This is a genomic window from Scytonema sp. UIC 10036 (assembly GCF_009725235.1).
In genome coordinates, this window is the sequence record NZ_WJFC01000106.1 from 14181 (window position 1) to 27701 (window position 13521).

The window sequence follows — 13521 nt, forward strand, 5'->3', positions numbered from 1 at the left end:
GTCTTAATGTTTACTTTATAAAGTATCTCTAATTTTTTCCTATGGCTAATTTTTTTCTTTGCTCGTGTTATTAGAATTTAATCAACAAGATTTTTATAAAAATTTATAATTTTGTCTAACTCTTAAGAACACTTAAAATACTTGAGTTTGTCTTTATTCTCCCTGGAAATTATTTACATTAGCTTCACTAAAATTTTGCTATTGGCCAAGATAGCTCGCACAGAGTTCCTTTTTTCAAAAGAGACTCTCGCCTAAATTTACCTTTGAACTGTCGGGCTATATACTCAAACTGCTGTGTTCCCCGACCTTCTTTATACGAGTTGATACCCAAGCCATCATCTACAATTCTCAAAGTGTACCAACCTTTAAATGCAGTGCAAGTCACTTCGAGACGAGTGACGCCTGTAGCGTGTTTGCCAACATTGCATAAAGCTTCTTCTAGAAATCGACACAAACCCCTTTTTTGTTCAACACTTAAGAGACAATTTTCTATTGGTTCAAATGTACGAATCTTAAATTTGAGGGTTTCAAAGCACGGAAAGTCTCGCTGTAGAGTGTAGTTGTAAACTTGATAGAGAACTTCATGAATAGGGTCTTGCAAATTTATTTCCAGATTCTTCCCTATGTAAAGACTATTCTCTTGAGTCAGGGGGTCTCTTTGTAAAAATTGATAAATTCCCCGAAGTTCACAATTAACTTTCTCCAGTTCTTTTTCTAGTTGTGGAAGCAATTCTTGTGGCTGCGAGTCTCGATCTCGAACCCGTCTTAAAATTCTGGCTAAAGTTTGCAGGGGTCCGTTGTGAATAGTTTCAAAAGTATGCTCAATAATTGCTTGACGAGCATTCATTCTAGATCGCAAGCCTTTGTTGTATTGAAATAAGGCTGTCAGCCCCACACCATTAAAAACTAGCACCAGTACAGTGGGTACAACTGGAACCCACCACCCCCAAACAAGGAACAAATAACCTATAGCCATGAGGTTAGTGCTAGCAATACCAACAGCTAAAAGATGGACTGATGGAGATTGACTCAATCTGGCAAGAAGAATACCCAATATACCCCAACAAATTATCCACAAGTACTCCCACTCATCTGACCAAGTTTGTAGGAGTGGTCTGGAATCAAGTACTGCACTAATAATTTGGGAACAAGCATGAGCTTGAATTTCAACTCCAGAAATGCGTCCAGGTACATTGTCATTAGGTGTAGTTGCAGCAGTCATGATGTAATCTTTGACACTGGGTGCAGTGATTCCAACAATGACTATGCGATCGCGTATCCAATCTGGATTAAAGTTTTTTGTTTTGATATCATTCAACGAAATTGTTCTGAATCTTGCTCGACCACTCCGATAGTTTAGAAGTACTTGAACTCCACCTGCATCAGATCTGACATATCCTCCTGAATTAGGCAAAAAGCGGGGTAGTTCTGTGTTACCAAACCTCATAGCATGGCGATCTCGGATGCCATTTTCTAAGAATAGACCTTCACGAGCCAAGTAAGCTTCTACTAGACGTAAAGATAAAGAAAATTTATAACCTTTTGGTGTAGGTGTTCCCAACAAACTACGTCTTAATTTGCCATCACTATCTGGGATTTGATCTGCAAAACCAACTTGTTCGGGACGCATACCCGATGGTGGCTCGACTTTAATGGGCAAAACTTTTTCAATAACAATTAAATTTTTAAGACTCTTGAATGCTGCATTCAGTTCTGTACGACCGGGGTTAACTGGTAAATCTCTGTGAATATCAAGACCAATAACTCTAGGGTTATACGCCTGTATATTTAACAACAGTGTAGCTAACTCTCGATCTGGTACTGGGTAAGTTTTGAGACTGTGTATATCTTCTTCCTTGACTTCTACAATGAGAATTCTCTCGTCTACAGATTCAGAAGGACGCAGGCGCAAAAGACTGTCAAGAGCTAGCCACTCTAAATACTGAAACGATCCAGTCATGCGGACTGCGATCGCTAGCCCAATAAATATCATTCCCGTCAATGCACCTGTACTCCAAACGGTAATTTCATCTTTGATGTTTTTCCAGACGCCAAGATGCATAGTGCCCCGAAATTCAATGTACGGTCATGGTTATTGCAGGAAATCCTTAGTTAACCATTACCAGTTGTGTGCATTGCTTCCGGAAAAATTAACTCCTATTTTTTCTCAAGCTACCGAAGTAATACAGCATTCAATACTTGTCGCTTAAGCCTAAAAATACGAAAACACGTAAGTTGGGTTGAGGAACGAAACCCAACATTTATAGACATTTGTTGCGTTTCTACACGGGGAAAGCCCAACCTACAATTTCCGAAAGCCCTTGCAGTATTGATACAGCATTTCTCTTCTCTTCGTTTTACAGAAATTTACACATTTGAAGAAGTTTAAAAGGGTTTTCTATGAACTTACTGAGTTTTCTCAATTTTCTGGTCTTCTTAGCAGAGCTTGTCAATCAATTAATCCTTCTTCTCTAGCTCGCATTTCGGTTTGAATCCGGATGTTTTTCCCCTCTTCAGGATATACATCCAAAGCATCTTGCAGTTTAGTCCAATAATGGCGTACCATTCGCTCTGAGACACATATCCGTTCTGCAATCGCCTTATCTTGCAATCCTTCTTCAAAGGCTAAAGTCAGCACCTTGAGCCACTCTGGTTTGACTTCAAAACCTCTTTGCATACCTTTGATGTCTTTGGTATGCGTCAATCCCTGTAACGCCCACTCAACTCTAGTTAACATTTCTTGACTGGAAAGACTTTTATCAGCAACTGTAAAGCCTCCCTTGTGAGCGTCAATTTCCGGTCTAATACGCACAAGGGTTTTGACATGAGCGCTTTGGACGACAAGATTCAAAGTTGAGTATTGCTTCATCAAAGTTCGGAGCAATTGGATACCTGTTTCAGTCCGTGCTGGTGCTCCAAATTTTGCTGGGATAGAAATATCCATGACAACAAGGTCTGGTTGCGAGTCTTTGATATGACTGAGGACAGTTTCAGCCGTTTGCGCCGTGGAAATTTCAGCATTTGGATATTGTTTGCGTATCACTGGAATTGTGCCAGCCAAAACAGATTCATGGTCATCGATCACAAGGATTTTCAGCAGTTCTTGTTTTGTTTCTAATAAACCTTGGCTCGTCATGGTTTATCCTCGCTGTTTGTTACTCAATGAGTTATCAACTATCAGTTACTACTGTAACTTCTTGACTGAGAATGGATAACTGTTGTTACCCATACCAGCAAAAAGACCAAATAATACTCAGATTGTTGTTGCGACAAAAGCATTTTCCTGATGTTAAAATTTTAAAAGTATTGCAAAGATATTTTATTTCTGGTATACTAGAAAACATGAAAAATGTAGGTAAATCAGGATAAGTTATTTCTACTGTAAGTTGCCGATTGCTTTCCTGTTGATTTAAGCCTACATAGACAGATATCATTTGTGTTGACACTTCAGGCAAAACTATTCTCAATAATTCTTCTAAAGTTGTTAAGATCACCAAACTGCGTTCGGCTGGCTCATCTTGCCAGTACGTTGGTACATCAAGCCTAAAATAGAGATGGGAATTAGATGCCAACCATGACTGTAGTAAAAATTCAATAGCTAAAGGTAAACCTTCAGGAAGGTACGCCGAGAATAAGCGATCGCTCAATTGTGCTAGCGATTGATGAAAACTATCAATTTTTTTCAAGCACTCTTGAGTTGTGGTGAGTGAAAACTCCACATTATCTTCCGGAAGTAACTCTAGGCTGCGACGTATTGTAAACGACTCTTGCAATAAGTCGTCTCGAATTTTTTCTGCTTCTAGAAAAAGTTTCATGGATTGTCTAAAAGACCACCAACGTAATGCTTGTTGAGTCCTTTGATAGTAAGTAACAAACCAAAGGAGGGTCATAATATAGACAACAAGAAGCACAATTTGCGTACACAATTGATGACTCACAGGAAATCGCTATGTCGGCTTTTTCCTAGCGTAAGGAAAAAATATGTTGAGCACATGACTGATTTACGTCAAGTATCTTGTCTAAACCGGACAAAATCATTCCAATAACAAGCAATTTTCATTTCCGAAAACTGTATTTTGTCTAAGTGTACACAACTTTAAGAGTGTTTTGTTTAAAACAACCTACAAAAAGTACTATTACGTAATGCCAGATTTGCTCCTGAAGATTATATAACACATAACACTTACAAATCCGTAATTAACCTTGCCTTCCTGAGTAAGTATTGCATTGCTGTTTCTTCTTTAGAAATAATGTCAGCTGAGGTATTCATGCCAGCTTGGATGCGACATTGATGATTAGAACTTCCAAAGGAAAGCGCTTCAGGTTGAATAGTTGCCTCAAAATAGCTCAAAGTAGATGCTGCATGACCTTGCCCGTTTGGATTAGATTGAGGTGTAATCACGTCTGGAGAAATGCTTTTGACAACACCTTTGAGAGTCCCGTAATCAGGGTAAGGACAGGCATCGATTCGCAGATGCACGTCTTGACCTACTTCGACATTCTTAACTTCAGTAACAGGAACCATTGCCTTGATAACTAAAGGTGCATTCTGAGGCACAATTTCAGCAACGGGTTCTGATAGACGCAATACTTGACCGGGATTGCGTAAATTTAGCTTAAGAATGGTACCATCACTAGTAGCACGAATAACACTATCTTCTATTTTAATGTTATTTTTTTGGATTTCCTTCTGAGTTTGTCTAACTTGATTTCGCATCTCAATTCGTCGCTGGATAAGAGCATTTTTTTCTCTTAAGAAAGCAGAAATGCTTGCTGTCCCTCTAGCTGCTTCTTGAGCAATTCTTTCTTGAGCAATCTCCACTGTTGCTTGACTTGGATTGATAGCAGCCATAGCTTTCCGAACATTAGCTCTAGCAATATCTACAGACTCGTGTTCTGCTTTGACTGATGATTCTGCCTGTTCTACAGAAAGACGTTTTTGATCCACCTCACGCTCGGCGACTGCACCTTCGTCTACAAGTTGTTGATAGCGATCGCGTTCTCTTTTAGCAAATTCTAAAGCTGCTTTTGTTTTCTCCAAGTCTGACTCAGCTTTTTTTAAATTTGCCTCAGCTGCTAGTAATTCATTTTCCGTTTTAATTTGCTGCTCTTTATACTCCCGTTGATTGCGTGCTAAATCGGCTTTAGCAGAAGCAATTGTCCTTTCTATAACTTTTTTTTCCGCTTTAATTTGATTGTCTAAAGCGCTAATTTGTGCATCAATTTGTGTGATTTGTAAATTTCCTTCTTGGATACTTGAACGCAACTGACTATTTTTGACATGAAGTTCTAAATCATCAATACGAGCGATGATGTCTCCTCTTTTAACAACCTGATTTTCTTGAACAAAAATATTTTTAATAGTTCCTTCAATAAATGGTTGTACAAGACGAATTTCTCCAACGGGACGCACGTTTGCTGGTGCTTTCACGGTTACGTTGTATTTTACAGAGGAAGCAAGACTGATTCCTGCACCAACAGTTCCTACAAGAGTGATTCCTACTAAAGATGTCCACGGACTAACAGGAGGAAGAAGTTCTTCACTGCTAATGGAAGGAAATAATTTTTGATTTTCGGTAGAGAGCATAGATATTACCTCGTAATAAAGTGAGTGGCTAATGGTCAGTAGTTTATAACTACTAACTACTAGCAATCTTGCCAACTTTAGGGAATTAAAAATTCTCGATGCTCTCCTTCGAGAGAGAGCAATTCTTCCACAGAACCTTGAAGTTTTAACTTACCTTGCTCTAATAAAATCACCCAATCTGCTCGGTTAATTACTCTAGGACGGTGAGTAATCATAATTGTGGTTTTTCCTTGACGGTGTTTTAACAGTCGATCCAAAACTTGTGACTCACTGACTGGATCTAATCCAGCGGTGGATTCATCCAAAATCAAAACTGCTGGATCTGTGGCAATAGCTCGTGCGATCGCCAATCGCTGACGCTGTCCGCCAGAAATATTGGCACCAAACTCTCCTAGTATGGTTTGATATTTGTCAGGTAGTTTACTGATAAATTCATCAGCTCCTGCAACTTGACAAGCTCTCACAATCTGTTCAAAACTAAGATGGGGCGAGCCTAAGCGGAAATTTTCGATAATAGAACGACTCCAAAAATGAGCGTCTTGAGGAACTAAAACTACCTGTTGCCTGAGACAATCGAGAGACAAATCGTATATATCATAAACTCCCAAGCGAATACTGCCTGAGCTTAAAGGATATAATCCAGCAATGAGTTTAGCCATGGAGCTTTTTCCACAACCAGATTTACCGATGAGAGCAATAACTTTACCACCAGGGATTGTTAAAGAAAAGTTTTCTAATAAATCTACTCGACCTGCATAGTGGAAATTGACATTTGTACAAACAATGTCAGCATTTCCTGAAATTTTAGCATATGGTTTCTTACCATCGCCTTCATTTTCTGGCGTTGCATCTATAACTTCTGTTAAGCGTTGTGTAGCAGTTTTTGCACGCGTAAACTCATCTACAAAGCTAATGAGAGTTCCAATCAGTGACAAAAAATTGCCATTCATGGAATTAAACGCTAGCAGTTGTCCTATACTCAGATTTTCTGCTGAGTTAATAACTAAATTGCCACCAAACCAAAGCAAAATAACACTGCCGATCGCAGAAACAAAGCTAGAAAAGGTGTTGTTGACAATACTGATTTGAATAGTCCGGAGCGTTAAGCTAGCAAGACTGCTAAATTTACTTTGAAACTCATCCCAAAACTGTGGCGCTGCCGTAGTACTTTTAAGAGTCATTGCTCCTTTAAAAGTTTCTACTAAAACACCTTGTGTTTCTGCTTCTGTAATTAAAAGCTCGCGGGTTTTATTCCGCAAAGTTGGTTGGAAGATAATTGTAGATGTGGTCATCATTATAGCGATGAATATAGCCACTACAGTCAACTTCCAACTATAGAAAATCATGATACCGAAAGAAACTGCTGCAATAAAAATTTTGCTAGGTAGAGTGACAACAACTTGAGAAACGAGACGATTGATTTGATCGATATCCCGTAAGCGGCTGACAATTTCCCCACTACGTCGGGATTCGTAGTAAGACAGAGGCAGTCTCAAAATTTGTCGCCCAAATTCTAGAACCAGCCCTAATTGTAATCTTTGTGCAAAATGAGCGATTAAGTTAGATTGTACCCAGGTAATGCTGCTAGAAATAAGATTCATGACAACTACAGCGATCGCCACAGTCGTCAACAGCTTTGTATCACCTCTAACCAGTACATCATCTGTAAGGATTTGTAGCAAAAAAGGCGAAGCGAGAGAGAGCAATCCTAAAATCAAGTTTAAAGGTAATGCTTGCGCCAGAATTTTACGAAAAATCCAAACTCGTTTGAAGAAACGCTCAAATCCTGAGACTTTATCATTTTCTTGTGCAAAAAAGCGAATTGGATCTGGTTCTAGTAAAAGCATTAACCAGTCTTTCCAACCATCTGCTATCTCTTTCTCAGTTAGATAACGGATACCTACTGCAGGATCGGCAACAACACATTTCTTACCTTTTTTGCCGTACAAAACAACCCAGTGATTTCCTTTCCAATGAACGATCGCTGGTAAAGGTGCTTCATTCATGCGATCGATAAGTTCTGGTGAAGTTTTAACTGGGCGAGCATTAAAACCTAGGGTTTCAGCTCCTCGTTTCAACCCCAATAAAGTTGTACCTAATTGTCCAGTGCCAACCACTTCACGGATGTGATTTAGGGTGAAATTACGTCCATAATGTTTGGCAACTGATGCTAGACAAGCAGCACCGCAATCTTCTTCACTGTGTTGTAAAACGTGAGCGTATTTCATAAAGATATAATGCTTGCTTTGATTTTCCTGTTTGTTATTCAAAGGTGTTTGGTCGTATGACGCATTAAGAGTACCCTGACACGTATGAGTAGCCCATACACTATAAAAACAAGGCTACACAAACAAAGCCCGCACGTGCCAATTCTGCACAAGCTTACGCAGGCAAATTTCGTCCATGTAGCCACAACCATTTTTGTCAATTTTTCTGCTTTTTGCATCAAATTACACAATAGAGGAAGTTTAAGAGTATCGCATTAACGTTTTGTGCCAATTCGACTACCTTTGACAGAAAAAAAGATTACATATTTCAGAAATGATTATTGCCGGAAACTACATGAAAGAGCCGCCATCTCTGTCAAGACTAGCCATGCTAGTCTCTACATATTAGAAAATCATGCGTCCAAACCAAAATCCGAGCAGTATTGCTTCCGTACTTCCTAGTGAAAGTTATGTCCAGCGTTTTTTCTTTTTGTGACTCCGAGTGTCAAATATGAACGCCTGTTCCCAAGCAAACTGGATTTCTTCTGGAGTCAAGCCAGGATTACCAAATAATACCCCAGCACCTAATATAAACATATAAGTATCTAGATCGAAACCCACACGAGAGCGTCCTCCGCTTACTGTAGATGCTTCTTGTGAAGAAATTTCTGTAAAAAGTGGATGGTGTTCTTTCATTGCTTTTACTTTTTAATATGTTTGATGGAATGCAGGTCTGGTAACTTAAAAGCAAAAACGACAGCCATGATTTTTTATTCACGACCCTCTATTCTAAACTTTTAGTTATGCGAGATATTTGGCAAACACAACCCTAGCGGCTTAGTTCATGTTCTTCACAATTAGAAACAAGAAAGCTTTTATTGATTCTACAAAGTTCCTACCTTTCTAGGTAGTGTTTTAGAGCTAGATACCTGCTTGCTTAAATCCTGGGAGCGCATTGCTTAGTAGTAGCAAATATTGATTTCACTAAGAAGTCACACACAGATGTATATCTGCACCTTTCTAAGCAGGAATATTTAAGCAATTCAATAACAAAAGATAACTTTATCTATCTTTATGTCTTTTAATTTTTACATTGGTCTATGCTCTACGATATTTTGTATATCTCAAGAAGAGCAATTTAGATCGTCTAATGTTATGCTACTGGAATAGTATTCCGTATGTCAATACCTATGTCTAGAAAAAATGCTAAAAACCTTTGTATTCAGCTATCACCAGACGAGCAAAAACTGCTTGAAGAATACTGCTTAAAAACTGATAGAACTAAGAGTGATGTCAATACTGCAAGGGCTGAGAGTTTTTGTAGGTTGGGTTTACCGTGTGTGAAACCCAACAAATATTTGTAAATGTTGGGTTTCGTTCCTCAACCCAACCTACGTAATTTCATTGTTTAAGCTTAACCGACAAGTATTGAGAGTGATGTAGTTCGTGAATTGGTCAGAGGCTTGAAAAGTTCTTTAGATAGCAAATAAGTCTTACTAAAGAATTATGCAAAAAGTGAGCCGTGTAGTTTTTTCCATTTTTTATATAAAGAAACTAGAAACTGGAGCATCATAACGATGTTCCAGTTTTCAATAAAATTTTGTTTTTTTTACTTGAGTCATAATCTCTGTAAAGACTAGCCATGGCATATCTCTACACATTGAACAATTGTGCGTTAAAACCAAAATTTGAGTGGCAGTAATCTTACTCACCAAACTTATTTAGAAACAGGTTTAACCAAATCCTTTCGTCCCCAGACAATTTACCATTGGCTGGCGGTAAACTATGATCGCTTGGATTAGGTTCAGCGTTCGCTAACTTATCCAAAATCTTGTTTATTTCTAAGTAAACTCCTCCTATAATCTGTCCTCCAGAAACAGCAACACAATCTTCTGCTACAAGTTCTGTAAACAATGAATTTGTCTTATTTATCTGTGTCATTTTTTACTACCCATCTATCGCTTTATTTGCATTTTATTTATGAAGCTAAATACTGAAACATTATTAAATGTTTCAGTATTTAGTTAAAAATCTAGAGAATTGTATAGACTTTTCTCCAAATTTATCAATGACTAGATAGTTTCTACTTGAACAGCAGTTTCAAATGCAAACTGAAGTTCGGCTGGGGACAATCCAGGCTGACCAAAAACTGTAGCTGCGCCAATTATGAAGAGGTAGCCAGGAAGGTTAAAGTCAACATCAAGACCACCGCTAACAGTAGCAGATTCTTCAGCAGAGATTTCAGCAAATAGTACATTCTTGTCAATAGCTTTCATGATGAATAGCTCCTATGTTGCAATTTGTTTTTTAAGTTGAATATTTGCCTGAATTTTCCAAGCAAATGAGTAGAAGTGTCCGATAACTCAGGTAGGCTTTACTCTACATTAAACTTCTAAAAGAGAGTTAGATTTGCATGATGAAACCGTTTGGTAAATTCAAATTCTCTATGACCACTGTAGAGGATTAAATTCTATAAGTGGGTTATCAAATGCATCTAGGATAACGATCGAGCCATCTTTCAAAGGTTTCCATTTATATTTGCCACCTGAAACAACAGCAGACTCTTCTTTACTCAGTGTTGAGAAAAGTGAGGTTGTTGTAGTTGCTTCCATTTTTACCGCCTATTTGTCCATACACTGCGGTTAACGAATAAGTCTAAATACTGAAACACAATTACATATTTCAGTATTCAGAACTTTATACACTTACTCAGTTATCTTTAAAGCCTTTCTAAGTAAGTTTGGAAAGCCTGTAATGATTGACAGAACTTTCTCAAGTCTTTCAATCATTAAATAGTTTCTACTTGAACAGCAGTTTCAAATGCAAACTGAAGTTCAGCTGGTGACACTCCAGGCTGACCAAAAACTGTAGCTGCACCAATTATGAAGAGGTAGCCAGGAAGGTTAAAGTCAACATCAACACCACCGCTAACGGTAGCAGATTCTTCAGCAGAGATTTCGGAAAACAGAACCTTATTTTCGATAGCTTGCATGGTTGGTAACTCCTGTGATTTAAATGTTTAGAGTAACTTCTATTTAAAGATTGTCGATCGTTTCTTGGAATGGAAGCCCAAGAATACTAGTTCTCAGCCCCTTATTCCTCCATCTTGCGTGGAACATTCAAAACTACTTAGTTGTGTTTGAAGCTTTTCTGAGTAGTCTTGAAGTATTCCCTAATACTAAATGGTTGCTACTTGAACAGCAGTTTCAAATGCAAACTGAAGTTCGTCAGGTGTCAATCCAGGCTGACCAAAAACTGTACCAGCGCCAATTATGAAGAGGTAGCCTGGAAGGTTAAAGTCAACCTCAACACCACCGCTAACGGTAGCAGATTCTTCAGCAGAGATTTCGGAAAACAGAACCTTATTTTCAACTTGCATGATCTTTAGTCCTACTGGTAAATTATTTGTTTACTTCAAGCTCCTAGTTGATTGCTTTGTTGTTTGCCGTTCAACTTATCGCTTGATTAACAATATATTCGTCAATCAATAGGTAATGCATTAACACTTTATGTAAAGTTAGTTACCAGCTTGAGAAAAGACTATTTCACGATTACGAAGTGTTATATTTCCGAAAAATACACCTACAAACTATAGTTTATTGGGATGCTCCCGAAAAAAATGCTAGCTAATGCACTGGAAGTATCTTCAAGACAATTGCAAATAGCGGCAAGTGTCATATATTTTAAAGAAATAGTAAAGATAATACGGAAAAAAAGCAATTTCTTTAAAGCTTGTGTAAAAAAATCTCATGAATGATTGATATTCTTTTATTAAGGACTTAAATAGTAGTCAGGAATATATGTTGCTGCTAGTAGCTACAAGTTTTATCGATAAGTATTTTTACAGGTGTATCCAGACGGACAGTGCTGTTGTTGTAGTTTAAGTCATCTAACAACAGTTAATCTATCTACCTAAAAGTTTGAAAGTCATTAAGATTTCGTTTTGATTGGTTTTTTTGAAATAGGTCTTGTTAGATAGCTAGCATAATTGCAGTGAGGTCAGATGAAAATAACCCTAGATTGCAAAGTTAGTCTTGCAAAAAACATTCTGATTCAGGAATTACAAGGAAATTCTGCTTTAGTCAACCTTCAAACTCAAGAGTATTTTTCTCAAAATGAAGTTGCCACTGATATGCTTTGGGTACTAACAGAATCAGCATCTATTGAAGTAGCATACAGACTTCTATTAGAAGAATATGAGGTAAATGCCCAACAATTACACCAAGACTTGCTGGGCTTTATTGAGCAATTATCTAAATATAAAATTGTTGAAATTAGTGAAAGCAACAAGAATCACAATTAGTGTTAATCCATAACATTTAATAGTCAATAAAAATTGATTACCTTGTAAAAAAATTTAGTACATAAGGTGAATTTCGTGATGCGTATATTAATGGTTGCTTCTGGGGGAATCGCAATGTTACGCCCTTTGAAGTGGGCGCTTGAGGCAGGTCATGAGGTTTGGTTAGTTTGCCCCCATAACCCCTATCCACTAAAAGAAACTCCTAACAATTATCGCTATATACCCTTCATTTTAGAGTTAGTTAACTACTACGAGCATACAGGCGAATTACCAAAAGATGAACAAACACACCAACTGCTTCTGTGGACAGCTGCTTCACAGTTGCGTGCGATCGCCAATGAATTCCAACCGAATATCATACACGTTCATGGAATGTATTTTGGAGCGGAGTGTTGTGCTCTTGCCGAATTGCATCCACTTATCGTCTCTGCTTGGGGTAGCTTAAATAGTTTGATAGAAACACAAGAGGAACAAAGCAAAAAGATTTCTAAATTAGCAGGTATCATGTTTAAAGCTGCTGATGTTCTGATTGTAGAGGCACCAAGCCTTTTAAACAAATGCAAGCTGTGGATTAACCAATTCCAAAGAGTAGAGTTAATACACTTGGGAACAAAAACGCAGCATTTTTGCCCTCAACCTCTCAAGTATGTCAATCAGTGGCGGCAAGCATTGGATATTCCCAACGAAGCTAAAGTACTGCTCTCTGCTCGTGGTTGGAGTAAGATTTACAGCCATCACCAAATACTGGAGGCTTTTGCAATGGCTTATCCACACTTGCAAAAACAAACAGTGCTGGTGTTTATGAAGTTAAGACGAACCCACTCTTTGCAGGAAGCAAAAGAATATTACAACGACTTTTGCATCAGAGCAAAACAACTGGGAATGGAGCAAAATATTCGTTGGTTGCCTAGTTTGCCACATGACATGGTACCAACAGCGTATTCTCTAGCAGATGCGATCGTTAATTACCCAATCTCTGATGCGTTTCCTTCAACTCTAGTAGAAGCTGTAGCGTGTCAAACACAAGTGATTACCACTCGTTTGCCAGCTTATCAGGGAACCTTTGTTGAAGAGTTTTGCACTGTGGTGGAACCTCAAAATCCTACTGCTTTAGCAAAGGCACTCATTGAAGTGGTGAATAATTCAACGGAAGAGAGAGAATATAATTTAGTAAAGGCACGGCAATTCATTATCAAGAACTACGATGAAGAAGTTTTCAAGGAAAAGTTACTGACGATTTATCAAGAAGTTGCATCTAAGGCAATACGGTTCAGTTAAGGATAATTGTAGGTTGGGTTGAGGAACGAAACCCAACATTCTTGAGGCGTTTGTTGGGTTTCGTTCCTCAACCGTATTTGCATCTAAGGTATCACATCAAAAAATAAGCTGAAGGTTAAAATCAGTTTTTTATAGCCATTACATCC

The 13521-nt window shown here is 38.2% G+C and carries 13 protein-coding genes; 2 read left to right on the plus strand and 11 right to left on the minus strand.

Going from position 1 to position 13521, the window contains the following annotated elements; genetic code table 11:
* Positions 1-187 precede the first annotated feature (187 nt).
* The 11 genes from F7734_RS36340 to F7734_RS36390 form a co-directional block, all read right to left on the minus strand.
* Positions 188-2062, minus strand: coding sequence for a CHASE2 domain-containing protein (locus F7734_RS36340; RefSeq protein ID WP_155749345.1), 1875 nt, complete (start codon positions 2060-2062; stop codon positions 188-190).
* Between the two features lie 387 nt (positions 2063-2449).
* Entirely contained in the window at positions 2450-3136 is a 687-nt protein-coding gene (locus tag F7734_RS36345; protein ID WP_155749346.1) for a response regulator transcription factor, read from the minus strand.
* A gap of 85 nt (positions 3137-3221) precedes the next feature.
* On the minus strand, positions 3222-3890 hold the full coding sequence (locus tag F7734_RS36350; protein ID WP_155749347.1) for a hypothetical protein: 669 nt from the start codon (positions 3888-3890) through the stop codon (positions 3222-3224).
* A gap of 293 nt (positions 3891-4183) precedes the next feature.
* Positions 4184-5587: an HlyD family efflux transporter periplasmic adaptor subunit gene (locus tag F7734_RS36355; RefSeq protein WP_155749348.1), complete on the minus strand. Its 1404-nt coding sequence runs from the start codon at positions 5585-5587 to the stop codon at positions 4184-4186.
* A 77-nt stretch (positions 5588-5664) separates the two neighbouring features.
* Complete coding sequence (locus F7734_RS36360; RefSeq protein ID WP_155749367.1) at positions 5665-7815, minus strand: peptidase domain-containing ABC transporter; 2151 nt, start codon at positions 7813-7815, stop codon at positions 5665-5667.
* Positions 7816-8262: 447 nt separating this feature from the next.
* The gene (locus F7734_RS36365) at positions 8263-8490 is read right to left on the minus strand and encodes a hypothetical protein (protein ID WP_155749349.1); all 228 of its coding nucleotides are present in this window, start codon (positions 8488-8490) and stop codon (positions 8263-8265) included.
* A gap of 1008 nt (positions 8491-9498) precedes the next feature.
* The gene (locus F7734_RS36370) at positions 9499-9735 is read right to left on the minus strand and encodes a hypothetical protein (RefSeq protein WP_155749350.1); all 237 of its coding nucleotides are present in this window, start codon (positions 9733-9735) and stop codon (positions 9499-9501) included.
* Positions 9736-9866: 131 nt separating this feature from the next.
* Positions 9867-10070 carry a hypothetical protein gene (locus F7734_RS36375; RefSeq protein ID WP_155749351.1) on the minus strand — a complete coding sequence of 68 codons (204 nt, stop codon included), beginning with the start codon at positions 10068-10070 and terminating at the stop codon, positions 9867-9869.
* Positions 10071-10238: 168 nt separating this feature from the next.
* A complete protein-coding gene (locus F7734_RS36380) occupies positions 10239-10406 on the minus strand; it encodes a hypothetical protein (RefSeq protein ID WP_155749352.1) in 168 nt (55 codons plus the stop codon).
* Between the two features lie 176 nt (positions 10407-10582).
* Complete coding sequence (locus F7734_RS36385) at positions 10583-10786, minus strand: hypothetical protein (RefSeq protein WP_155749353.1); 204 nt, start codon at positions 10784-10786, stop codon at positions 10583-10585.
* A gap of 186 nt (positions 10787-10972) precedes the next feature.
* Positions 10973-11173, minus strand: a complete 201-nt coding sequence (locus F7734_RS36390) for a hypothetical protein (protein WP_155749354.1) — start codon at positions 11171-11173, stop codon at positions 10973-10975.
* A 624-nt stretch (positions 11174-11797) separates the two neighbouring features.
* Between F7734_RS36390 and F7734_RS36395 the strand changes: the two genes are divergently transcribed.
* Positions 11798-12097, plus strand: coding sequence for a PqqD family protein (locus F7734_RS36395; RefSeq protein WP_155749355.1), 300 nt, complete (start codon positions 11798-11800; stop codon positions 12095-12097).
* Positions 12098-12175: 78 nt separating this feature from the next.
* Entirely contained in the window at positions 12176-13375 is a 1200-nt protein-coding gene (locus tag F7734_RS36400; protein ID WP_243147285.1) for a glycosyltransferase, read from the plus strand.
* Positions 13376-13521 lie beyond the last annotated feature (146 nt).